The organism is Candidatus Laterigemmans baculatus (assembly GCF_010367455.1).
In the GTDB taxonomy this organism is placed as follows: domain Bacteria; phylum Planctomycetota; class Planctomycetia; order Pirellulales; family Pirellulaceae; genus Laterigemmans; species Laterigemmans baculatus.
Window position 1 is genome coordinate 1 of the sequence record NZ_WRPR01000013.1, and the last position, 23,886, is coordinate 23,886.

General features: G+C 63.9%; 12 protein-coding genes and 1 pseudogene. 4 read left to right on the top strand and 9 right to left on the bottom strand.

Going from position 1 to position 23,886, the window contains the following annotated elements; translation table 11 throughout:
* Nucleotides 1-307 (bottom strand): annotated as a pseudogene (locus GNK13_RS02500) (hypothetical protein); the annotation flags it as partial.
* A gap of 1,223 nt (nucleotides 308-1,530) precedes the next feature.
* Between GNK13_RS02500 and GNK13_RS02505 the strand changes: the two are divergent.
* Both GNK13_RS02505 and GNK13_RS02510 read left to right on the top strand, forming a co-directional pair.
* Nucleotides 1,531-5,157 (top strand): PSD1 and planctomycete cytochrome C domain-containing protein, encoded by a 3,627-nt coding sequence (locus GNK13_RS02505; protein ID WP_164100868.1) that lies wholly within the window; start codon nucleotides 1,531-1,533, stop codon nucleotides 5,155-5,157.
* Between the two features lie 11 nt (nucleotides 5,158-5,168).
* Nucleotides 5,169-6,683: a DUF1501 domain-containing protein gene (locus tag GNK13_RS02510; RefSeq protein WP_390622485.1), complete on the top strand. Its 1,515-nt coding sequence runs from the start codon at nucleotides 5,169-5,171 to the stop codon at nucleotides 6,681-6,683.
* Nucleotides 6,684-6,707: 24 nt separating this feature from the next.
* Here GNK13_RS02510 and GNK13_RS02515 read toward each other — a convergent pair whose 3' ends face one another.
* The 6 genes from GNK13_RS02515 to GNK13_RS02540 all read right to left on the bottom strand — a co-directional run bounded on the left by GNK13_RS02515 (nucleotide 6,708) and on the right by GNK13_RS02540 (nucleotide 17,860).
* A complete protein-coding gene (locus tag GNK13_RS02515; protein ID WP_235934728.1) occupies nucleotides 6,708-7,928 on the bottom strand; it encodes a sialidase family protein in 1,221 nt (406 codons plus the stop codon).
* Between the two features lie 61 nt (nucleotides 7,929-7,989).
* Nucleotides 7,990-8,952, bottom strand: coding sequence for a PIG-L deacetylase family protein (locus GNK13_RS02520; protein WP_164100870.1), 963 nt, complete (start codon nucleotides 8,950-8,952; stop codon nucleotides 7,990-7,992).
* A 49-nt stretch (nucleotides 8,953-9,001) separates the two neighbouring features.
* Nucleotides 9,002-10,396, bottom strand: a complete 1,395-nt coding sequence (locus GNK13_RS02525) for an outer membrane protein assembly factor BamB family protein (RefSeq protein ID WP_164100871.1) — start codon at nucleotides 10,394-10,396, stop codon at nucleotides 9,002-9,004.
* Between the two features lie 179 nt (nucleotides 10,397-10,575).
* Nucleotides 10,576-12,099, bottom strand: coding sequence for a trypsin-like peptidase domain-containing protein (locus GNK13_RS02530; RefSeq protein WP_164100872.1), 1,524 nt, complete (start codon nucleotides 12,097-12,099; stop codon nucleotides 10,576-10,578).
* 3,217 nt (nucleotides 12,100-15,316) lie between these two features.
* Complete coding sequence (locus GNK13_RS02535) at nucleotides 15,317-16,282, bottom strand: hypothetical protein (protein WP_235934729.1); 966 nt, start codon at nucleotides 16,280-16,282, stop codon at nucleotides 15,317-15,319.
* 315 nt (nucleotides 16,283-16,597) lie between these two features.
* Entirely contained in the window at nucleotides 16,598-17,860 is a 1,263-nt protein-coding gene (locus GNK13_RS02540; protein ID WP_164100873.1) for a lactate racemase domain-containing protein, read from the bottom strand.
* A gap of 187 nt (nucleotides 17,861-18,047) precedes the next feature.
* Between GNK13_RS02540 and GNK13_RS02545 the strand changes: the two genes are divergently transcribed.
* Nucleotides 18,048-18,506, top strand: coding sequence for a 3-hydroxyacyl-ACP dehydratase FabZ family protein (locus GNK13_RS02545; protein WP_164100874.1), 459 nt, complete (start codon nucleotides 18,048-18,050; stop codon nucleotides 18,504-18,506).
* 53 nt (nucleotides 18,507-18,559) lie between these two features.
* A complete protein-coding gene (locus tag GNK13_RS02550; protein WP_164100936.1) occupies nucleotides 18,560-19,321 on the top strand; it encodes an enoyl-ACP reductase FabI in 762 nt (253 codons plus the stop codon).
* A gap of 140 nt (nucleotides 19,322-19,461) precedes the next feature.
* Here GNK13_RS02550 and GNK13_RS02555 read toward each other — a convergent pair whose 3' ends face one another.
* Nucleotides 19,462-21,993, bottom strand: a complete 2,532-nt coding sequence (locus GNK13_RS02555) for a protein kinase domain-containing protein (RefSeq protein WP_164100875.1) — start codon at nucleotides 21,991-21,993, stop codon at nucleotides 19,462-19,464.
* A 305-nt stretch (nucleotides 21,994-22,298) separates the two neighbouring features.
* The gene (locus GNK13_RS02560; RefSeq protein ID WP_164100876.1) at nucleotides 22,299-23,882 is read right to left on the bottom strand and encodes a hypothetical protein; all 1,584 of its coding nucleotides are present in this window, start codon (nucleotides 23,880-23,882) and stop codon (nucleotides 22,299-22,301) included.
* Nucleotides 23,883-23,886 lie beyond the last annotated feature (4 nt).

Below are 23,886 nucleotides of genomic sequence, written 5' to 3' on the forward strand. Positions count from 1 at the left end.
GTCCCGGACAGACCATCAGCCACGCCTCGACGACCTGACGGTCCGAGAGCCGCTGAACCTGGTCGGGCCGATTGCGGAGGACCAGATGGTAGTGATTCGAGAGCACGGCGTAGCCGAGAATGTCGATTGCAAAGAAGCCGGCAAAGTACTTCAGACGCTCATAGAACCAGCCCCGGCGATGGGAGTAGTCGTTGCCGGTGTACCAGTCGTAGCCGCAGAGAAAGCTTCGGCGGACGATGCGGTTAAAGCAGTGGTAGACGCCGATGACATCGGGGTCGAAGACGTCCGAGCGTTTGGATCGGGCCATGGCCGCACTCCTCTGAACGAAGGAACACTAGCCACTGTAGTGGCACCCCCTCCGATGGCAACCGAAGTTTTCGCTTAAATTTTGGGTAGTGGGGCGACGGTGGAGCGGCGCTCCACCGGCGGAGTTCGCTGCGATCGCGGAAACAGCAATCGCCTCTGCCCCTCGCGCAGAAGCGGCCCGCCCCCCCCACCGAAGCTGTGACCCTATCGGGCGTCATGAGCTGGGAGCAGTTCCTATGCTTGGCCTTTGCTCACCTGAAGTATCGAGAACGTCTCCTGTCGAGGGGGGCTCTGACCCCGTCTGGAGTGACCGGATCGCGGTGGTGCCCTGGCAAGTGAGTCTGGGCTCCGGCCCCGACACGTCGTTGTGGTTAGGGCTATACCCCCTGCGCGCTTCTGTGGTCAGGGCTCTGACCCCTGCGCGGGTGGTCAGGGCTGGGTGGTCAGGGCTGTGACCCTTACGCAGTCATGGTCGGGGCTATGCGCGGTCGGGGCTGCGACCCCTGCTCGCGATGGGCGCTGTGGGGCTGTGACCCCCTACGCGGTCGTGACCCCTGCGCAAGTGGTTAGGGCTGTGACCCCTGCGCGCGGTCACGCGCTTCTGCGGTCAGGGCTCTGCCCCTACGCGGGTGGTCAGGGCTGTGACCCCTGGGCGGTCTAGCCCCGACCGTCGTTGTGGTCAGGGCTGTGACCCTTCCGCGGTCATGGTCGGGGCTGTGGGCGGTCGCGCTGTGGGGCTGCGCTGTGGGGCTGTGACCCCTGCGCGGGGAGGTCGTGCAGTTTTTAAGTCATTTCGCAGCCCGGCTTTGGGCAAAAAAAAAGGCCTTCGTGAACTTTGGGGTTTCGCGCAAAATACGCGAGCTTCTAACTCCAAAAGCACACGGAGGCCGTCATGAGTTTACACCAAGGTCGGCAAGTTAAAAACCTCGCTTTCGCCCCTTTCCGATGCCGCCGGAGGACGCCGCGTGGTTGGCGATCGACGCGAAGCTAGAGCCCGATCATCTAACGCGAGTCTTCCGCAGGCAGGTGGAGCAACTCGATCCGCAGCCCCTTCGAAGTGGTCAGGGCTGTGACCCCTGCGCGGTCGGTCAGGGCTGTGACCCCTGCGCGGGGGAGGGGGATTTGGAGTTGCTGCGGAGCTTCGGTGCGGGCTTGGGGGGTGGGATCGGTTAGAATCGGGGGAAGGTGGTGGATTCCAGTTGGTGGGGCTGCGGGAGTCGAGCGATGACGTGGAGTCTTGGGAACACGATCCGATATGTCGTCAGCGGGAGTCGCCCCAGTGTCAGCTGGTATTCGCCCATCGCTGCATCGCTCCTCGCGTCGCTCAGCTTCGCAGCCACTGCGATACACGCTGGCGAACCAACGGAGCTTCCGCAGCTAGGTTCCCCGAATGTCGAGTTTGCGACCGATATCCAACCGCTGCTCGAAGACCACTGCCTCGATTGCCATGGCCCCGATGACCCTCAAAGTAACTTCCGCGTCGACCGCCGGCAGAGCTTGATCGACGGCGGGGAAAGCGGCGAACCGGCCGTCGTCGTCGGCAACAGCGAGGATAGCCACCTCATCAAGATCCTCATGGGCCGCGTTCCATCGCTGACAATGCCGCCCGATGGAAAGGGACTGGAGGCCGCGGAAATCAATTTGCTCCGGGCTTGGATCGATCAAGGCCTGGAGATGCCGACGACTGAACCTTCTCCCGGCAACCCCACGCCCTCCGATCATTGGTCGCTGCAACCGCTCCGTCGACCGCCCGTGCCAGAGCCGGTGCCCCACGATGCCCCCGGAGCCGATCCCGCCGCCAACCCCATCGACCGGTTCATCCTCGCCCAGCTCCAGGAGACGGGCCTCCCGCCATCTCCACCAGCGGATCCGGCCACGCTGATCCGCCGCGTTTACCTCGACATGCTCGGCCTGCTTCCCTCCCCCAGGGAAGTCGAAGCCTTTGCGAGCGACGACCGCCCCGACGCCTACGTCCGCCTGGTCGACCGAGTCCTCGCCAGCCCTCATTACGGCGAGCGGTGGGCAAGGCACTGGCTGGACGTCGTCCGCTTCGCCGAGAGCAACGGCTACGAAACCAATCACGAACGACCAACCGCCTACCACTATCGAGACTACGTCGTCCGCGCCCTCAATCAGGACTTGCCGTTCGACCGCTTCGTCTTCGAACAGCTCGCTGGCGACACAGTCGGAGCCGACGCAGCCACAGGATTCCTCGTCGGCGGTGCGAATGACATCGTCTCGAGCCCCGATCCGGTCCTGACGGCGATGCAGCGACAGGACGAATTGGCCGACATGATCAACACGACAGGGACCGCACTGCTCGGCCTGAGCATCGGTTGCGCGCGGTGCCATAATCATAAATTCGACCCGGTTACCCAGCAGGACTTCTACCAACTGCAGGCAGTCTTTGCCGGTGTACGGCACGGCGAACGACCACTCATGACTCCCCAGGTCAAAGCCAACCGCCGACAGGCGAAAGCCCTGCAAGCAGAACTCGCCAAAGCCGACCGCCAACTGACCTGCCTGCTCGCCCCAGCCAGCCCTGCCCCAGCGTCTCGAGCCGCTCCCCCCCTGCCCCCTCGCGTGCTGTGGATCGACGACGCACAGACACCGCCCGCCCCCCACAACCAGACCCCCAACAACCAGGCCCCGAACCTCCCCACTGTCGGCGACCAGCCGAGGCCTCGGATGCTCGCCCTGGCAGCCGCTCGCGGAGAGGGGGTGAATCCCGAAGGAACCGAGCGCGGGTGGAAGCAGGATCCCGGCGGCCCCGGCAGGCTGCCAAACGTGAGCGGTGGACGCTACACCTGGTGGGCCCACGTCCCGGGCCAAAACGTCGCCGCCTACGCTCCCAAAGTCGAAGGCGAATGGCGCGTCTGGCTGTCGTGGGGCTGTGGCTGGGACACCCACACGCCCAATGCGGTCTACCTGCTCGATCGCGACGGCGACCCCGCGACGACCGACGATCAGAAAACCATCGCCCAAGTCGATCAGCGGCGGTTCGCCGACGGCTCGGGTGAGCCCGTGGGACTGCCACTCTGGAGCGGATTCTTCGACGCCGGCACCCACTGGTTTGGAAAGCAAAGCCGCATCCTCCTCCGCGGCGGCAGCTCGGGGACCGCGATCACGGCCGATGCGATCGCACTGCAGTGGAAACCTCCCACTGCCACTCCCACAGCCACAGCCGCCGCCGCCGCCGCGCTACCCCGCCTGCGCGCGGCAGCGTCGGCAAAGCAGAACGCGGAAGCCTTCACGCCCCGCACCGCGCGATTGCTACGGATGACGATCTCCGCGACCAATACTGAAAGCGAGCCGTGCCTCGATGAACTGGAGGTTTGGACGACGGACCAGCCGGGTCAGCCGCCCCGCAACGTCGCTCTTGCATCGGCGGGTACCCGGGTCCGTTCCTCCGGTGACTATTCGGGGAGCCCCAAGCACCGACTCGCGCATCTCCACGACGGCCGCTATGGCAATGATCACAGCTGGATCTCCAGCACCCGAGGAGCGGGATGGGTGGAGCTCGAATTCGCCTCGCCAGTGCGGATCGACCGCGTGACCTGGGGACGTGATCGCACCGAGCACTATCGGGATCGACTTCCGGTCGCTTACCGAATCGAAATCGCAGAGGAGCCAGGTCAGTGGCAGCTGGTGGCCAGCTCCGAGGACCGCCTGCCCGTCGGTCTGGAGGCCGATCCGTGGGGACTCCAGTTGGCACACCTCAGCCCCTCCGAAGCTCAACGCGGACACGCACTGGCCGCCCGGCGAAGCGAGCTAGAGCGCCGCATCAAGACGCTCACAACACCTTCGCAGGCCTATCTCGGACGCTTTGAAACCCCCGGGACAACCCACCGGCTGTATCGCGGCGATCCAATGGCCCCCCGCGAACCGGTGCCCCCAGACACCCTCGACATCCTCGGCTCGCTTTCCCTCTCCCTCGACGCACCCGAGCAACAGCGACGCATCGCGCTGGCGAACTCGATCATCGATCCGGCCAATCCGTTGACTGCTCGCGTCATGGCGAATCGACTTTGGCACTATCACTTTGGCCAAGGACTCGTCGCGACTCCTTCGGATTTCGGCTCCATGGGGGCACGCCCCACGCACCCCGAGCTGCTCGACTGGCTCGCTGCCGAGCTCCGCGATGGCTTGCCGCAGCCCCAGCGCCCGGCCGAGAGGGACCCAGCCGGTGAGCAAGCTGCACAGGCCTCCCGCTGGTCGCTCAAGCGACTCCAGCGGCTGATCCTGTTGTCAGCCACCTACCGTCAAGCCAGCCGCCCCCTGGAGGAAGCCATGGCCCGCGACGCCGACAGCCGACTGCTGTGGCGGTTTCCGCCGCGACGACTCGAGGCCGAAGCGATTCGCGACAATATCTTGCTTGTCAGCGGAACGCTCGACCGACGGATGGAAGGCCCGGGCTATTGGATGTTCCACCCAAATAGCAACTATGCTCGAAATTGGGTCGCCAAGGATGAATTCGGCCCGGACGCATTTCGCCGCATGCTGTATGCAATCAAGCTGCGGATGGAGCAGGATGCAGTGTTCGGCGCCTTCGACTGTCCCGATGGCGGCCAGGTGGCACCGCGGCGGACCGCATCGACGACGCCGATCCAAGCCTTAAACCTATTCAATAGCGACTTTGTGATTGACCAAGCGGAGCGGTTTGCCGAGCGGGTTCGCCGCGCCGTTGGAGACGATCCCCAGCGGCAGGTCACACTGGTCTTTGCCCATGCACTCGGACGGCCCCCCGAGCCCGCAGAACTCTCCGAGGCGGTCACGCTCGTGGGCGAGCATGGCTTACCCGCACTCTGCCGAGCGATCTATAATGCCAACGCCTTCTTGTTCCTGCGGTAAAGCACGCGGAGATGATGATGCCCCCGCCTATTTCCCCTGCCGCACATGACCTGCTCGACCGTCGACGGTTCTTGTCTCATACCGGCACGAGCCTGGGGGCTATTGCTCTCGCCTCGCTACTCCAGGGCGAACAGCGGACGAAAGCGGGCGAAGGAAGCGCAGAGGCTAACGCAGCAGACAAGCCCTGGAACCCGACGATCGATCCCGCCCATCCGTACCGCGCTCGGCCACCGCATCACCGAGCTCGTGCCGACCAAGTCATTCTCATCTTCTGCTCCGGAGCGCTGAGTCAAGTCGATACGTTCGACTTTAAGCCCGCGCTATTCGAACACGACGGTCGACCGCTGCCCGGAGCCGATGCTCTGGTCACCTTTCAAGGAGAAAATGGAAATCTCACCCGTCCCATCCGCGAGTTTCATCCCCGCGGCGAATGCGGCAAGATGACGAGCGAGCTGCTTCCACATCTCGGATCGCTGGCCGACGACCTGTGCTTCATTCACTCTCTGACCACGAAAACGAATACACACGGGCCAGGCGAAAACGTAATGTCGACTGGCTTCAACGTCGACGGCTTTCCTTCCATGGGCGCCTGGAGCTCGTACGCCCTGGGTAGCGAGAATAGCGACCTGCCCACCTTCATCGCCATCCCCGACCCGCGAGGCCTGCCCCAGTCCGCCGGGAATAATTGGGGCCCCGGTTTTCTCCCTGCATTATTCCAGGGGACCGCGTTCAACGCCTCGCAGCCGATCCGTTACCTCGATCCTCCCCAGTCGATTTCACCAGCCCGCGACCGCGCGACCGCCCAGTTCCTAAAAAGCCTCAACGCGCGGGATTCGCAAAACTTTGGCCGCGACAACGATCTAGCGGCTCGAATCGCCAGCTATGAATTGGCCGCACGCATGCAGCTAGCAGTTCCGCAGGTGACAAATCTGTCGCAAGAGCCCTCGCACATCCTACGCAGTTATGGAGCCGACCAGGAGAATAATAAGACTAAAGCCGCCTACGCGCGGAACTGTATTCTCGCCCGTCGGCTCATCGAGCAGGGAGTGCGTTTCGTCCAACTCTTCAATGGTGCTTATGCCATGGGGGAAGGAGTCGGCAATTGGGATGGTCATAAACAAATTGCGGATCAATATCCTGGCCACGCAGAAATCTTAGACCAGCCCACAGCGGCCTTGATCCGGGATCTTAAACAGCGAGGCCTGCTCGAGCGGACGTTGGTCATCTTCTGTACCGAATTTGGTCGAATGCCAACGTTCCAGAAAGGAGCATCGGGACGCGATCACAATCCCGAAGGCTTTACGGCATTCCTTGCCGGCGCCGGAGTGAAAGCTCCGCTGAGCTTCGGAGCGACCGACGAATTTGGATATCGAGCTGTCGAGGATGTCGTCTCGGTGCATGATTTCCACGCCACGATCTTACATCTGCTCGGGCTCGATCACGAGCGACTGACCTACTACCACAACGGCACGCTGCGGCGGCTGACCGATGTGCATGGGCATGTGATCGAGGCGGTACTGAGCTGAGCTCACGCCACGATCCAGACACTGCTACTCCAGGCTTGCTGGATCGAGCACAACGTGTTTGATCGAGCGGCGATTGTAGGTGTAGGTGAGGTGCACGCGGCCGTCGCGAGCTTGAATGACGGCCGGATAGGAGAACTCCCCTTCCTGGCGTTCGAGCGTTAGCACCGGCCGCCAGCGGTGGCCGTCGTCGGAAAGGGCGACGTTCAGCATTTGACGGCCGCTGGGAAACTCGCCTTGCCGCGTCGTGTGGTTGTAGACCAGCAGTTGGCGTCCGTCCCGCAGCGTGACGGCATCGGTCCCGGAATTGGGGTTCGGCAGCTCGGTGGCTGCCATGTCCCCCCAAGTCCGCCCGCCGTCGCGCGACCAACTCTCGGCAAGCACTCCTTCGCGGGTGCGGCAGAGCACCTGCATCGCTCCCTCGGGATAGGTCAAGATGCTCGGCTGGATCGCATTGAAATGCTCCGCCGAGTGCGTCGGCCCAATGACTTCGACCACGTTCCACTGGCCGCCCGAAGGCGAGTCCGAGTCGCTGCGGCCGAGCCTCTCGAAGTGGACTCGCCAGCCAGCATGCTCGGTGCTCGAAGGAGCCAGGATTGAACCGTCGGCCAGCTCGATCGGCTTGTTCTTGACCGGTCCCAGCAGGTGCCCAATCCGATCGTTCTCGCCCAATCGCCGCGGCTCCGACCAACTTTTGCCGCCGTCGTCGGAGGTCATCAGCATGCCCCACCATTCGCTGGGGCTGGGGCCGACTTTATAGAACAGCAACAGCGGGCCGCGCGAAGGCTGGAACAGCACCGGGTTCCAGCACGGGTACTCGGAGCCGTTCTCAGCACCCTTTGCAGTGCCGCTTTTGGTGCCGCTTTCAGTGCCATCAGCCACTTCGACCGCTGCGGTCCAGCCGTCCGCTTCCCGCCGCGAAACCCAGATTCCGACATCCGGGTGTTTTTCGTGCGTGCCACCAAACCAAGCCGCCACGAGCCCCGACTCGGTGTCGGCGATCGTCGAGGCGTGGCACTGCGGAGTCGGAGCATCGTGGAGCTCATAGATCAGTTCGCCGTGCACGTAGCCCCGCTCCCCCTCGCTCGCCACGCTCGAGGGCGGATCGACAGCCAGAGCCGAACCGAGACTCCCAGCAGCTAAAAATCCGGCGGCTAGGAGCATCCGCAACATCGAGTGGGAGGTGACACTCGCGGATCCCGTGGCGAGCTGGGAAGGGAAACCGATTGAGATGAGCGACCAACGCATCGGAGAGTCCGCCGGACGAGGAAGTAAGGGGGGAAACAGGGAGCTGCGAATCGCGGAATGGTTATTTCGTCGCGCCTTCGTCCACTTCGGGAAAGAAGGGGAACAGCACGCGGATCTCTTCGGCGGTGGGTTGGCGGCCGTACTCGCAGATCTCGAAAGCTTCGGCGTACTTAACCTGGCTCGCCCGCTCCTCGCCGTACCACCGCACCAAGGCGTTGCGGTGCTGATCGGCTTCGCTGCTCTGTCGCTTGTGCCAACGCTCGCGGAGCCACTGGCGGCGGAGTTCGGGTTTGGATTCCGGCGGAGCGGCGGCCATCGTTTCGGCGCTGCCGAGCGCCCCCCCTTCGAACGTTTGCGAGACGAGCGCCATCAGCGCGTCGACTTTCTGTTCAAAGACACCGTCGATGGCGACCGCAATGTCGGCCTGGAAGCGGTAAGGCTTCTGGAACCGGTCGCTCGAATACAGGAACACCGGGTTTTTCTTCAGCGGCGGAGTGTCGGGGCAGAAGAAAGGTACCGAGACCATGAACGCTGCGTCCTGCACGAGAACCCCGGTGTAGCGGTGGTCCGGGTGGTAATCCCAAGGCCGGTGGGCGATCACGATGTCCGCCTCCCAGTCGCGGATCAACCGCGTGATCGTGCGGCGATTCTCCAGCGTCGGCATCAGCTCGCCGTCATGGATGTCGAGCACCTGCGAGGTCACGCCCAGATGCTTTGCTACGGCAGCCGACTCGGCGGTCCGCCGCTGGGCCAGCGCTCCGCCGGACATCTGCCAGTGGCCGATGTCGCCGTTGGTGACCGAAACCAGTTTGACATGGTGCCCAGCGGCGGCCCACATCGCCGCGGTCCCGCCGCTTTTGTATTCCGCATCATCGGGGTGGGCTCCAAAGCAGATGATCCGCAGCTTGCCGTCGTCCGCAGCCTCCTCTTGGGCCGCTGCGAGCCCCGGGCACGCGACCGCCAGCAATAAAAGAACTCCGAACGAACGCAGGGGCCGGTACAAAAATGCGACTGAACGCGACATCGAGAAAAAACCTCTCGGATAGGGAGCGAGGAAAGAGTGAGAATCAATGTTACTTCGAAGACGCCGCGGCGGACGAAGTCGTTTCGGAGGAAAGATCCACGCAGACGAGCTCCTTGTCGTTGCGGGCGAACACATGGCGGTAGGCATACGCCGGATGTGCCCAGGTGACCCCCTCGCGCCGCCGCAGTTGATCGGTTGTGGGGTCGATGAGATACGCCCGACTGCGCTCGTCAAAGCCCTGCGGGGAAAGTTTGGTGATGAGCAACTCGCCGTGCTCGTTGAACATCCACACGCGGTCCCCGTTCTGCACCATGTGGATCGTCGCCCACTTCTGCGTGTCGACTGCCGTATCGTCCTGCCAGAGCTGTTCGCCGTTCTTCAGATCGAGACATCGCAAGATGCCGTTGCTGTCGACGCCGTAGATGTACCGGTCGATGATCAGGGGAGTGGAAATCAGGGCATGCAGCGCCGGACCATCCTCGTCGCGCCGATGCCAAACTTTCTCCACCCCCAGCGGTTGCTCCGTAGTCCGAAGCAGCAACGAACCTTGCTCGGCTTCGGAGCAGAACACAAGATCCGCATGCACCACCGGCGTCGCGATCGCGATCGGCCACCGCTCGGGTTTGAACGGGTATTGCCAGAGCAGTTCGCCGGAGGCCGGGGCGAGCCCCACGACCCGTTCGCCGGTCCAGCAGACCAGCACGCGTCGTTCGCCTTGATCGATCACCACCGGAGCCGAGTAGGAGGCGTCATCGTCGAGCGCCTGCCAGCGAGGTTCGCCGGAGTGTTTGTCGAGGGCCAGAATGCAGGCCTGTTTGCCGCCGATCTGCACGATCAGTAAATCATCCTCGATCAGCGGCGCCGCGGCGATTCCCCAGTTGGGCATCCGGATCTCGTATTCGCTGCGGAGGTCCCGTTTCCAGAGCACCTCTCCGCTGTCGGCCGCGACGCAGTAGAGATTGCCGGCGGCTCCCAAACTGTACGCGCGGTTCTGCTCGACGAGCATCGCAGCTCGAGGTCCCGCTGTGTAGCTGATTCCGGCATAGGAGCAGGGATAGGTGATCGACCACAACTGCCCCCCGGTTCGCCAGTCGAAGCAGTGGATGCGCTCGCTTTCCTCCGGTTCGAGAATCCGGTCGGTTACGAAGACTCGCCCATCAGCGACCGTCGGTCCGGAGTAACCGCTGGAGATGTTCACCCGCCAGCGGGGCGTCAGGCTTTCGGCGGGGAACCGATCGATCAGGCCCTGTTCGAACCAGACTCCATCGCGGTCGGGACCTCGCCACTGAGGCCACTCGTGCTCCTCGGCTCCCGCGGGACCGCAGAACGCGATGGTGAGCGCAACGGCCAACGCTACGGCCAACGCGACGGTGAACCTGGTGGCAAAAATCTTCTGCAGTCGGGTTCTAGCAGCGAAGTGCCGCATCGCTCCTGCCACGCCCATCTGGGTTTCTTCCCGTTGTTGAGGTTCCCCGAGACGCTGCCAGAGCGCCGCAGGCTTTCGCCAAAACCGCTTCCCGATCACGGGGCTCATTGTAGCCCAACGGGCCAGTGAGAAGGGGAGCCGGACGGACGACCAAGGCAGGCGGTGGTGAGGCCAGCGAAGGATGAACACCGGGGCATTCACTCGGCGGCTTCGGCGGAGGGGACTTCGTGAGCAAATGCGGCGTCAGGGATCGGCTCTTGAGGAAAGCCGTCGCGATGGCCGGTGACGGAGAAGTCTGCAGCACCTCGACCTTGGAAGTACTCGATCCGGACGGGGTAGCTGCCCGCATGCAAACGGACTACCGCCGCCTCGGTCAACGAAGGATGACTGCCGTCGTTGTCGATCAGTAGGCGATCGTCCAAATACATTCGACTGCCGTCGTCCGAGGTGATCGAGAGCGTGTAGAGTCCCGCGGTAGGGATCTTGAGGAGCCCTTCATAGCGGATGGCAAAATTTTCGGGACGAGGACGGATGGCATCCACATCGACGCCATTGATGACTCCGCTCGAGGCGAGTTTGCCGGCACCAAAAGCCTCGTCCAGGGAGGCGACGCCGGCTTCGGCGGGGAATTCGTAGGTGCTGTATCGGAGTCCGGTGCGGAGAGAGCCGTGTTCGGAGACCGGCTGCGGGGATCGGTGGGAGCCGAGGGTGAGTTCGACGGTGTGCGTTGCGTCTGCTCGCTCGACTGTCAGCTCAAATGTTTCGTCTGCTGCGGCGTCGACCCATTCGAGGAGCAGCGAGTAGCTGAACGGAAGCGGTCGGCCGTCGAGGGCGGTGATCGTGTCGCCGATCTGAAGATCCAGTTTGGAGGCGGGGCCGTCGTCGGCGATCGCCGAAATGGTGGGCGGATCGATGAGGAGATCGACGGCAAAACCCGCTTCGATGCCTGCTCGCGGTCCGGGAGCGAGCACGCGTGGAAGGACTTGCCGGACTCGATCGGCGGCGACAGCCAGGCCGAACGATTCGCCCCGCTCGTCGCCGCGAACCGCGATCCCGATTTGGCGGCCTTCGGCATTGATCAGCGGGCCGCCAGAATTGCCGGGGTTCAGCGGTGCGGACGTCTGCAGCATGTCGCGGATCGACACATCACCGGATCGCGCCGAACGCTCCAGGCCGCTGATGATCCCCTCGGTTACCGTTAAACCGTAAGAGCGAGGATTTCCGATCGCGACGACCGGTTCGCCCAGCATCAAGTCATGGCTGCGGCCGAGCGGCAGCACGGGATACTCGTCGGTCTGGACGATCCGCACGACCGCCAAGTCGTAGGCCGCGACTTCGGCCACTTTTCGGTACTGAAGCGGCTGCCCAGTGTGTCGCAGGATGAAGCCCTGCGGATTAAGGTTCAGCACGTGGGCTGCGGTCAACACAAAGCCGTCGCGATGGATGATGCTGCCGGCCCCGGTTTTGAAGTGCACGGTTCCGTCAGCCGCTTTGCGGTCGGGAGTGTGCAACAGTACCGTCGCTGGAACGGTTTGCTCGAGCATTTTGACCAGCGGCGTATGCCTCAAATGCGACTGCGCTGGTTCATCTCCAGGGGCGGATTTAGCCAGGCCTAGAGCCAGGCCCAGCCCAAGAACGAGACGCCCAGCTCCCTGCCGCACATCTCGCGGCGTGGCCTTGCGAACGATGGGCCGCCAGTCAAATGCAGCTGAAGCAGGCATGGCTTATCCGTCGTCATCGAGTTCGCAACGCGGCGGACGGTCCGCCAATCCGTGAGGCCGCCCCAGCCCCGGGGACCCGATTATACGGAGCCTCGGCCCCAACGCATCCGCCTCCCCAGAATTAGCCCTCCGCGGTCCCTGTCCCAAGTCCGCGTCTTCCATGCCCCAAACCAAGTGCCAAGCCGCCTGCACCAAATGAGTAAGCCGCGGACCCGGGAGCATAAGCCCGAGGGGGCCTTTCCCCCGCAGACCCTGGCCTGTCCTCGCCCCAAGATGAATGCCAGTCCTGGGTAAACGCGATGGATAGGTGGGTCGGGAGGCTACTTATGGTCTAGGTGGTTAGGGTGAGAGGGGGTGTCTGGTGGGGTTCGGTGGCTTGTAGTGTTTGGGTTGTTGGGGTCGGCGACGTTGGAGTCTGCGTCCGCGCCGTTTGAAGCTGCTCTGGGCGCTTGGGTGGTGTGGGTGGATTGAAGGTTTCTGGGTGCTTAGGGGGATGGTGCCCCAGTCTAGGCTCTGACCCCTTCCAGGACAGCCTCTGACCCCTTTGGACCTTTGACCCTTTTGGGCTCTGACCCCATTTTGCTTTTGGGCTCTGACCCCATTTTGCTCTTTTGCTATCGGCTGCGGATAAGCTCTGACCCCCTTTGACTAAGCTCTGACCCCCTTTGCTCCTGAGCCGCGGACCCCTCTCGCGCTGGACGTGCCTGGGGGCTCGACTCGCCTGCGGGCTCTGACCTCTTTCTGGCTGCGGGCTATGACCCCTGTGGGGACCTTGTGATCTGGGGGACTGCGCGTTTTGGGAGTCCTGGTGAGGACGGGAAGATTTCCGGGCTCTGACCCCTTCCAGGATTGACCTCTTCCAGGATTCCTGGGCTCAGACCCCATATTGGAACGGAACCCCGGAGATTAAGGGGTCTGAGGTCTTTGTACCGCCTGGGCTGGATGGGATGCATAGCTTTGGGCTCTCATAGCTTTGGGCTCTGACCCCTTTCTGGACCCCCGCTCCCGTTTAGGGTGTGACCCCCTTTGGCTGCACCTGGAATGGAGAACCGGAGGCTGGGGGAAATAGGGGTTTTGTATCGCATGGTCAGGGTGGGATGTATAGCTTCGGGCTCCATGGCTTCACGCTCTGACCCCTTTCTGCTGACCCCTTTCTGGTCGTGCCCCAGTCTAGGCTCTGACCCCTTCCACGACAGCCTCTGACCCCTTCTTGGAACTGTGACCCTTTTGGGCTCTGACCCCATTTTACTCTTTTGCTACTGGCTGCGGATTAGGCTCTGACCCCCTTTTGATCCTTGACCTCGGTTAAGCTCTGACCCCCTTTGACTAAGCTCTGACCCCCTTTGCCCTGAACCGCGGACCCCTCTCGCGCTGGACTTGCCTGGGGGCTCGACTCGCCTGCAGGCTCTGACCTCTTTCCGCCTGCGGGCTATGGCCCCTGTCGGGACCTTGTGGTCTGGGGTGACTGCGAGTTTTGTGATCCCTGATAAGGATGGGAAGATTTCTGGGCTCTGACCCCTTCCAGGATTGACCCCTTCCAGGATTTCTGGGCTCTGACCCCTTCTTGGAACTCTGACCCATTGGTGGGCCCCGACTCCCGGTTAGGCTGTGACCCCTTTAGTGTACGGGCGCTAACCCTCTGTTGGACTCCGGCTCCCGATAAAGCTGTGACCCCTTCGGATGGTGCTTCTTGTGGGTTCCGGTGGCCTGCAGGCTTTGCGTCGCCTGGCAAAGATGGGGGGCTTCTCCCCTGGCTCTGACCCATTGGTGGGACGCGACTCCCGGTTAGGCTGTGACCCCCTTTGGTGTACCGGCTCCCGATAAGGCTGTGACCCCTTCGGATGGTACTGACCTCTTTCTGCCTGCGGGCTATGACCCCTGTGGGGACCTTGTGGTCTGGGGTGACTGCGAGTTTTGTGATCCCTGGTGAGGATAGGAAGATTTCCGGGCTCTGACCCCTTCCAGGATTTCTGAGCTCTGACCCCTTCTTGGAACTGAATACCGGAGGTTGGGGGGTCTGAGGTCTTTGTGACGCCTGGGTGGGATGGGATGCATGGATTTGGGCACTGACCCCTTTCTGGACCCGGGTCCCCTTTAGGGTGTGGCCCCCTTTGGCAGCAGGCTCTGACCCCTTGAGGGGCTTAAGGGGCTCTGACCCCTTCCTGGACTGACCCCCTTTGCCCTTTTTGGAGGAAGGCTGTGGCCCCCTTTGGATGCTTTTATTAGACCGAGCCCTTCTTGGAGGTTCTAGCGGTCTGCGTGCTTTGGGTCGCCTGTGAAAGATAGGGTCTTCCCTCAGGCTCTGACCCATTGCTGGACCTCGGCTCCCGTTTAGGCTGTGACCCCCTTTGGTGCTGACCCCTTCCAGGATTTCTGGGCTCTGACCCCTTCTTGGAACTGAACACCGGGGGTTGGGGGGGCTGGGGTCTTTGCACCGCCTGGTCGGGATGGGATGCATAGCTTTGGGCTCTGACCCCTTTCTGGACACCCGCTCCCGTTTAGGGTGTGACCCCCTTTGGCTGCACCTGGAATAGAACACCGGAGGCTGGGGGAAATAGGAGTTTTGTATCGCATGGTCAGGGTGGGATGTATAGCTTCGGGCTCCATGGCTTCACGCTCTGACCCCTTTCTGCTGACCCCTTTCTGGTCGGGCACTGACCCTCTGTAAGACTCCGGCTCCCGATAAGGCTGTGACCCCTTCGGACGGTGACCCCTTCGGATGGTGCTTCTTGGGGGTACCGGTGGTCTGCAGGCTTTGCGTCGCCTGGCAAAGATGAGGGGCTTCCCTCTGGCTCTGACCCATTGGTGGGCCCCGACTCCCGGTTAGGCTGTGCAGCCACCGTTTGGGTGGGGCGCCGCCTCCCGTTTAGGCTGTAACACCCTTTGGTGGTGGCCCCCATGGAGTGGTGAACGATCAGGCTGTGACCCCCTTAGGAGTTGCCTTTACGTCGCTTGGCAAAGGTGGGGGGCTTCCCTCTGGCTCTGACCCATTGGTGGGCCCAAACTCCCGGCTAGGGTGAGCACCCGCCACATTTGGGGTGGCGGCTCCCGTTTAGGCTGTGACCCCCTTTGGTGGCGGTCCCCATGGAGTGGCGAATGATCAGGCTGTGACCCCCTTGGGAGATGGGAGGGGATTGTGTGCACCTTTAGGTTGAGCCCCTCTATTGGTTGGCCTGGTCCTTTTGGGAGGACCGGCTTGGAGAGCCGGTAGTGCGGGTCAGCGGCGGGGGCGGGCTAGGTAGACCTGCGGATCGTCGACAATCCAGGAGGAACTCCAGCGTTGGCCGTCGTCGGCACTGCAGACGTTGTAGAAGAATGTTCGAAAACGTTCGGCGCGGTAGCCGTACGGATACTGACTGGTGATGTAGTCCGCTTCGGTCAACTCGTCGACGCCTGGCGACGCGTAGTAGTGCACCATCCCGTCGGGCGTGACCGACATCCCCATCGTCCACCAACCCGTGGTCGTGATCTGCGGGCCCGCAAAGTCGCCCCCCCGCGTGTTCCCGCGGATCCGCAGCGTGGCGTAATCGTGCTCGGCACCCGTCACGTCTTTGCTCTTAAACTCGATGAACATCCCCGGCCAATAGACCTCGTCGCCCATCTCCTTTCGCTTGATGCCAAACAGCCCCGTCTCCTTCTCCACCATCGCCGTGGTCCCGAGAGCCAGGCGAAACCCGAAGTGCGGGCCGTTGCGATTCTCCCACTCAGCGACCGGTGGCAAAAACACCCGCGTCACCACGCTCGGGACCTCGGCAACGTTAATTTGACGCTTCAACCGATACTGCACATTGGCCACAAAGTCGTCCTGATGCATCGTGCCGCTCGGCCGACCCGGAATCCCTGTGAACTTGGACCGCATCAGCAGCGCCCCTTCGCTTCCAGGCAGCCCACCGGCAGGCGTCGGAACACGTTTCACGACGTCCGGATGCCCCCGCTTGATCCCCTCATACCAGCGGCCATTGGTCGTCCGCCCTGTCGGCTTCCGTTGATTCTCATCGATATCCTCGGTGCTCTTGGGATCATTCGGAACGTACGTCCAGTTCGGATCCTCAAAGTCATCCCCCACTCCTGGCAAGACGACTCCGGTGCCCGGAACCACCGGCCGCTGAGCCTCGGCGACTCCCGCTCCGCAGCAGAGGCCCGAAACCACCGCCACGCAAAGCCAAACGATCGAGCGAGCCATAACCGATACCTCCCCAAAGCGACGCAGAGCTTGGCGGACCTTGTGCAGCACAAATCCGTTCCAGTCGTCACAATCGGCAGAATCGGCGCAAGACTTGAGGCGGGAGGCGGGAGGCGGGAGGCGGGAGGCGAGGTTGGAGCCACGGAAGAACACGGAAGAGCACGGAAAAGCATGGAAGAGCATGGAAGAGCATGGAAGAGCTTGGAAGCGTGGCCGGAGGATTCTGAGTGCTCCATCCGCGGCCCTCTCCTTCCTTTCCGTGCTATTCCGTGTTTTTCCGTGGCCCCTGGTTCCGGAATCTCCGGCTGCGAATTCTCAGCTGCTCCAGAGGCCGAGCGAGGGATTGCGAATGAAGTAGTACTCGCTGCCGTCGGAGTCGCGCTGCCAACCATCCTGCAGTTCGTCGATCCGGTACCGCTGCTGCAACTCGCGCACATCCGCCCACTGGTAGTGCACCGATTCAATCTCTTCCCGCGAGAGCGAGCCGGCTCCGTAGTAGACGGTGAAGCGGTTCTCGGGCGAGCCGTGGATGAGGTGCGCGGCGGCCGAGGGATTGGCGGCCAAATCGGGATGCTGCTTGCACAGTTCCATCACCTCGGCACTCGGCCGGTAGCCGTACCGCCGGATCAGCCGATCGATCTCCGCATCCTCCCCGAACTCCTCCACCGCCGGAGCGATGATCGTCAACCGTCCGCCGTCGGCGATCGCCATCCGCGTCCGGTAGATCGCTTTGTTGCCGAGCCACGTGCTGTGAAATTCGCTCGGATCGAGATACGCTACCACGTGCTCGGGAGCTCGCTCGAGCTGGATGATGTTGACTTCCGCCGAGAGCTCAGCCGCCCGGTTGAAGGTCTCGTGGTCGTCCCCGATAAACAGCCCGCGGGTGACCAAGCGGCCGTCGGCGAGCGATTCGATCACCGTCAGCACATACAGCAGCGGCATCTCGCTGCAAAAATTGTCTTGGGCGTAGTTGAGGATTTTGCGAAGCGGCGTGTCGGCTCGGCCCATCGTCCGCTCCATCCCATACGCGGCGCTCAGAAAGTGGCTCTCGTTGATCCCCGCCGCCCCGCCCGTCCCGACGAACACGTTTTTGTTGTAGTTAGCCATCCCAATCACTTCGTGTGGGACGACTTGTCCGATCGAGACGATCAGGTCATGGCCCCCCTCGAGCAACAGCCGATTGACCTGGGCCGGCCAAGCCGATTCGTAGATCCCCTCGGTGACTTCCGAGACGAACGAAGCGGGAACTTCTCCCACGGTGACCACGTCGCTGCGCCACCGGTGTTCGCGAAACAGCTCGCGGGGAACGCCCGGGAACATGTCGGCGATCTGAGCGTCGGTCATCGGCCGGTGCGTACCGAGGGCGGGCATGATGTCGGTCAAACGCTCCCCGAGCTCCTCGTACAGCAGGGCCGTTAACTCTCCCGCTCGGCTCGGCAACCGCGAGTAGTCCGGAGGTAACGCAAGCACCTTGGCGGACGATCCCCCCCGAGCGGCCAAAGCCGCCTTCAAGCCCCGCTGGAGGTCCGCGGTCGAGAGCGTGGCGTTGCGATCACCTTCAGCAAAATAAGTCGTCATAGCACGAAGCGAGAGAGGATAGAGCGAAGCAAAAACCGACTGGCCCCCTTCAGAATAGACGCGATGCCCCCGAATTCGCAGTGGGGGGAAGCCACATCACGCTGCACGCCTTGACCGCCGCCGGGCCGGACCGTTTGATTGAGAGCCCCATCCAAACCTGGACGCTGCGAAACAGAAAGGCACGCGAATGACCGTCGAGCGGATCGAGGCCGCCATCCCGCACCGACCCCCGATGCGGTTGATCGACGAAGTCCTCGGGGAAGAAGACGCGCGGATCGTCTGTCGCAAAATCTTTCGCCCCGAAGAGTTCTTCGTCCAGGGGCACTTTCCGGGCTTTCCCCTCGTGCCGGGGATCATCCTTTGCGAATGCTGCCTGCAGGCCGGTGCGATCCTGCTCAGCCGCCACGCCCTCGGCCCGAACCTGGTTCCAGTGGCGACGCGGATGGATAACGTCAAATTCAAACGCATGGTCCGCCCAGGCGAAACCGTCGAGGTCGAAGCGACGCTCAATGAGTCGCTAGGCAAGGCGTTCTATCTGACGGGCAAAGTCACCGTCGACGGCAAGCTAGCCGCCCGGCTCGACTTCGCCTGTTCGGTGGCCGAGTCGCCCTCCGTGGCCGAGTCGCCCAGGGAGGAGCAGTCGTGAGTCAACCCCCAAACGATTCGTTCCTGCGGCTCGCCGGGCGACGCATCTTGGTGATGGGAGTCGCAAACCGCAAAAGCGTGGCCTGGCGGATCGCCGAGTTGCTCGAGTCGGCGGGCGCGGAAGTGCTCTTCACCGTGCGCAGCGAATCGCGGCGGGAGCAGACCGCCAAGCTGCTCGCCGGCCGCCAGGTGCTGGTCTGCGACGTCGAGCACCAGGAGCAGATCGATGCCCTGGCCGCGAGCCTCCGCGAGCGCGATGTGAAGCTCGACGGGATCGTGCATTCGATCGCCTTCGCCGATTACCCCGAAGGAATCCGCCCCTTCCACGAGACGACGCGGGCCCAGTTCCTGCAGGCGGTCGACATCTCCTGCTTCTCGCTGGTCGCCGTCTGCAATGCGCTGAAAGATCGGCTCCAGCAAGACGCCTCGGTCGTCACGATCGGGATCAGCACGACGCGGATGGCCAGCGAGAGCTATGGGTTCATGGCGCCGATCAAGGCAGCCCTTGAATCGTCGCTGGCGTTCCTGAGCAAATCGTTCAGCCGTTTTTCCGAAGTCCGCTTCAACGCGGTGGCTGCTGGATTGCTCAAGACGAGCGCCTCGGCGGGCATTCCCGGCTACGTCGATTCCTATCTCTATGCCGAGCGGGTGATCCCGCGAGGCCGTGCGGTCGAGACCGACGAAGTGGCGGCCACCGCCGCGTTTCTGCTGAGCCCGCGATCCTCCGGCATCACCGCCCAGCGGATCGTGGTCGATGCGGGAATGGAGATCAATTACTTCGACCGCGAAGTCGTCGAACGCGTCACGCGGGAGTAGCCGCTCGCGCGGGATCAGGCTTTGTCAGAAAACCCTGAGCCGACGGCGCTAGCCGCGGGTTCTGCAGCCTAAACTCCAGGGCTCGCAAGGCCCGAGGCTAGCGCCTACGGCTCAAACCGCCGAGGGGTTACTGTCAGAGCCTACGGATCGACGAGCTCGCCGCGGAGGAAGTCGTCGGCGGGCTCCACGCGAAGGCGGACCGGCGGGCCGAGCGGTTGGCCGCCGGACGTGAACTGCCCGTGGACTTCGCGCGGTTCACCGAGGGTGCGGAGGATGCCCGCCGAGTCCTCGTCGACTTCGAATCGGCAATCGCCCCCGTTGCACAGATGATCGCGTCCGAGCCGAGTGCGAACGCACCCGGCGGCGGCGAGCAGGGTTCCGTCCCGGTCGAGGGCCACCAGCGGTCGATCGACCCAGTCGAGCATCGCTTGCAGCCGTCGACCGTGCTGGCGGAGCCGCTCTTCCTTCGACTTGCGGTCGCTGATGTCGAGCACCGTTCCGTAGAGCTCGACGACGCGTCCGCTGGCGTCGCTGAGCGGCTGACCGCGGGTGATCGTCGTCGCGTAGCTGCCGTCGGGGCGCCGCTGGCGGATCTGCAACTGGAACGCCGCGGCGCTGCCGAGGGCTTCGCGAATCGCGCCGGCCGTCCGCTCGCGGTCGTCCGGGTGAATCTGGTCGAGGTACTGCTCGAGCGTCCGCGGCGCTCCGTCGGGTTTCATCCCGGCGATGCGGTACGTCTCTTCGCTCCAGCGGATCGTGCGGGCGGCGATGTCGAACTCCCACGTTCCCAGGTTCGCGAGCTTTTGGATTTCGCGAAGCCGCTGGCGGCTGCGGCGAAGCGCGTCTTCGGCCTGTTTGCGAGCGGTGATGTCGCGGGTGTGGGCGACGAGCAGGGCTTCACCATCGAGCTCGGTGCGGCGAGCCGAGATCAGCACCGGGATCGGGCGTTCTTGGCTGTCGCGGAGCACGGTTTCGAAGTTGTCGACGCGGCCGGTCTCGCGTACTTGGCGGACGAAATCCTCCCGCCGCTCCGGGGAAACCCAGAGGTGGTAGTCGGCCACCCGGGAGCCGACGATCGCCGACCGCTCGTGGCCGAACATCCGCAGAAACGCGTCGTTCGCCTCGAGCGTCGTTCCGTCGCTCATCCGCGTGACCAGCACGCCATCGGGACTCTGGGTGAACAGGGTGCTGTAGCGCGCTTCGCGGCGGAGATGGTCGGAGCGCTGCTCGCGTCGGCAGCGGACTGCAGCGGCCATCTCCGATTCCTCCTCGCCCGCCGCTTCGAGCAAACTCAGGGCGAGATCGAGGTCGTCTTGCTCGGCAGCCAACGCCGCGTAGTCGATCCGGAGCTGGCGGAGAGTCGACTTGGCGCGGCGGTTCTCGGGCCAAAGTTCGAGCGACTCGCGAAGCAGGGACATCGCCAGGTTGAACCGCTCGTAGTTCTGCGACTTGAGCGCTTCGGCGGCGTGACCCGCAGCGCGGCGGACGAGCCCGATGCTTTCTTGATGCTGCTGGTAATCGCGGATCGCCGCCTGGAACGACTCCACGTCGCGGTAGCGGTCCTCGGGATTGGCCGCCATCGCCGTCATCGCGATGTCCATCAGCTCGCTTTGGACCGTGGTGACGCGAAAGCGGTTGTCGGCCGCATTGCGAATGCACTCGACCAGCGTCGCCCCTTCGTGCGGCGGAAAGCCGGCGAGCAGCTGAAACAGCGTCGCACCGAGCAGGTAGACGTCGGTTCTCGGGCCGACGTCGCCGAGGCTGCCGATCGCCTGCTCCGGAGCCATGTAGGCCGGAGTCCCCCCGATGCTGTTGCTCGAGTTCGGATCGTCGCTCTCGGCGACCGGGTGCGGCAGTGCCAAACCCCAGTCGGCGACGAGGACTTCGCCGTAGCGACCGAGCATCACGTTGGCCGGTTTGATGTCGCGGTGGATGATGCCCCGGGAGTGGGCATAGCGAATGGCGTCGGCGACTCGCAGCAGGACCGTCAGGTTGTCGACCAGCGAGCGGTCCTCGAGCACTTCGCTCCAGGCGGTCCCGTCGATCCGCTTCATCGAATAGAAGAGTCGGCCGTCGGGATCCGAGGCGAGTTCGTGCAGCGCGATCACGTTGGGGTGGTCCAAGCCACCGATCGTTCGCGCTTCGGCCAGGAAACGTTGCCGCGACTGCAAGTCACCGCGGAGGTGATCCCGCAGCACCTTGATCGCCACTTCGCGGTGGATCGCCCGCTGATGGGCCTGGTAGACGATCCCCGTCCCGCCGCTTCCAAGCGGGCCGATCAGCCGATAATCGGCACGGCCGTGAAACGAACCTCCCGGGCTAATCAAATGCCGCTCGGGAAGCTCCTCCAGATCCGCCTGGGCTCGCGATTCCACCTGCGGAAGCGTGCCGGTCGGCCGCTGCCCATCGACCGGTACCCCCGAATCCGCCTGCGCCCCCGAACCGGTGAACGCCCGAAGATTTGTCAGCGCCCGCGAACCTGCCAGAGAACTCGAATCTGCCAGAGAACTCGAATCTGCCAGAGAACTCGAATCGGTCAGGGCCCGTGAATCGGTCAGGGCCCGCGGCTCCACCAGCGCCGGCGCCACGTCGACCGTCTGGTCCAGGACGAGCGATTCGTGGGTCCCTCCCGTAAAAACACCCTGCGGCGCGGCCAGTACGGTCTCGAGCAAATTCGGGGGTTGCGAGGGGGGGGCCGAGTTCGGAAGGATCGTAGCGCGGCGGGGGGGCATGGAGCGGGAAGGTGCAATGGGTGAGCGAAAGTCGACTGACCCAGTGTTTGCCCAAGCTCGCGGGCGGTCAATCCGCTCGGCCGCCGGGGCCACGGCAAGGCGGAGCAGCGGGGTCGCTAGAAGGGCCCGGAGAACCGCCTCCGCGGCTTCCGAACGGCAGTTTCGGGCCCCTCGCCGACCACGGTCGAGGTCCCAGAAATACCGCCGCGGCACTTCGACACATCCTGGCCGAAAGAGGGGGAGAGTCAGCGGGTGCGGAGGCGAACCGCCTGCTCGGCGATCAGATGGGGCGTCTCGAGGCTCGTGTCGTAGGCGACGCGGCCGTAGAGCCCGACTTCCTGGTTCAAGTAGCGGCGGAGATTGATCCCTGCCGAGGGTGTGATGTAGGAGAGGGTTCGCCCGGCCGAATCGGTGATCGCATACGGTGGTGCGTCGGGCCGGGCCGAGTAGACGCGGACCAACCAGCCCTGGCCGTCAAACGGTGTCCCCTGCTGCGGCAGCGCCGCGGCTCCCCCGCTGGCAATCGCTTCGCTGCTGGGAGAAGTCCCGAGAGACGATGGAGCGGCGCCCCTTTGCGAAAGAGTGGTTTGCGAAGGAATCGACGGGGCTGCGGTTCCAAGGCTCGACGTCGTGCCCGGCCCGCGTCCATCCCGCTGCTGGGCGACTCGCTGGTATTCCTCGACGCGTCGCAGCAAAAGGCTCGCTCGGCCGCGGAGGACGGCGTCGCTCGAGTCGGTCGAGAGACGCTCGACGTGCGCTCGCAGCGGCTCGACTTCCGCCGCCAGCGCTCCGGCGGCCATCGCGTGCGAGAGCTCGAGCCGCAAGCTGTCGAGGTCCGCCGCATCAAGCCCGGCCGAAAGCCGATAACCCGAAGGGGCCACGACGGGCGAATTCGCTTGCACGGGCGAAGCGGGCAAAGGCTGGAGCCGCGGCGGGGCGGTCGGTTGCAGCGGCGAGCCGCTCGACTCGACTGCTGCGGCGGGGACGACTCGTGAGCCGGCGACCCACTCGGCAGGCTGAACGGCTGAGGATGGGCCGGGACTTTGCGGCTGCTCGGCTGAAGCGATGCTGCGGATCTGGACATCGTCGTCCATCCGTGCGAGCCCCGAGCCGACCGGCGCGTCAGCGAGCAGCGAAGCGAGCCCTTCGGCGAGCTCGGCCAGCGGCGTCGCAGCAGGCGTGCGGGGCGGTGCCTCGGCGGATTGGGCCGTCGCTTCCGAGGGGCGGGCCTTTGCGTCGGAGCTTCGCGGGGTCGGGCGAGAGGGCTTCGTGGCAACTTCGCTTGCCGGGTCGTTCGGCGGCGCGTAGACGACTTGGTCGAGTGTGTCGCAGACCTGGGACCGCTGCACCCAACGGAACTCGCCGGGGGGCGGTACGATCCGATACCAGACCTCGTCGCCATCGGGACCTTCGCGGCGGGCGGTGCCGATGATCGTCACCTGCTCTCCCTCGTCGAGCCGAACCTGCCAGCGATACTGGCGAGCCTTGCCCAGGTGTGTGCCGATCCAGGCCACCGTCGCTGGCTCGATGACTGTTCCGAGCGTCTCGTCCTCGGCCACTTCGACCTGATCCGACTGCAGCCAGCAGAAGCTGTCGGCCGGCGGGCGGATACCGAGCCAGCCATCCTCGGTCTCGAGATAGACCTCGACCTCAGCTCCGACGCGGAGCGGATCGGTCTTGTAATATTCCTCGGACGGGCCGCAGCGGGCGTATTCGCCTTCGCGGGCAACGTAAGCCACGTAGGGCTCGACCGGGCCGTCTTCGGCGGCCAACCTGCCGGCTAGAGCGAGCACGAACAGCAGGCAAGTGAATGTTTTGAGTGGGGACATGGCG

What these genes read in the sequence shown, in the direction of transcription:
- GNK13_RS02505 (WP_164100868.1), top strand. Translation starts at nt 1,531, where the DNA reads ATGACGTGGAGTCTTGGGAACACGATCCGATATGTCGTCAGCGGGAGT.
- GNK13_RS02510 (WP_390622485.1), top strand. Translation starts at nt 5,169, where the DNA reads ATGATGATGCCCCCGCCTATTTCCCCTGCCGCACATGACCTGCTCGAC.
- GNK13_RS02515 (WP_235934728.1), bottom strand. Translation starts at nt 7,928, where the DNA reads ATGCGTTGGTCGCTCATCTCAATCGGTTTCCCTTCCCAGCTCGCCACG.
- GNK13_RS02520 (WP_164100870.1), bottom strand. Translation starts at nt 8,952, where the DNA reads ATGTCGCGTTCAGTCGCATTTTTGTACCGGCCCCTGCGTTCGTTCGGA.
- GNK13_RS02525 (WP_164100871.1), bottom strand. Translation starts at nt 10,396, where the DNA reads ATGGGCGTGGCAGGAGCGATGCGGCACTTCGCTGCTAGAACCCGACTG.
- GNK13_RS02530 (WP_164100872.1), bottom strand. Translation starts at nt 12,099, where the DNA reads ATGCCTGCTTCAGCTGCATTTGACTGGCGGCCCATCGTTCGCAAGGCC.
- GNK13_RS02535 (WP_235934729.1), bottom strand. Translation starts at nt 16,282, where the DNA reads ATGGCTCGCTCGATCGTTTGGCTTTGCGTGGCGGTGGTTTCGGGCCTC.
- GNK13_RS02540 (WP_164100873.1), bottom strand. Translation starts at nt 17,860, where the DNA reads ATGACGACTTATTTTGCTGAAGGTGATCGCAACGCCACGCTCTCGACC.
- GNK13_RS02545 (WP_164100874.1), top strand. Translation starts at nt 18,048, where the DNA reads ATGACCGTCGAGCGGATCGAGGCCGCCATCCCGCACCGACCCCCGATG.
- GNK13_RS02550 (WP_164100936.1), top strand. Translation starts at nt 18,560, where the DNA reads ATGGGAGTCGCAAACCGCAAAAGCGTGGCCTGGCGGATCGCCGAGTTG.
- GNK13_RS02560 (WP_164100876.1), bottom strand. Translation starts at nt 23,882, where the DNA reads ATGTCCCCACTCAAAACATTCACTTGCCTGCTGTTCGTGCTCGCTCTA.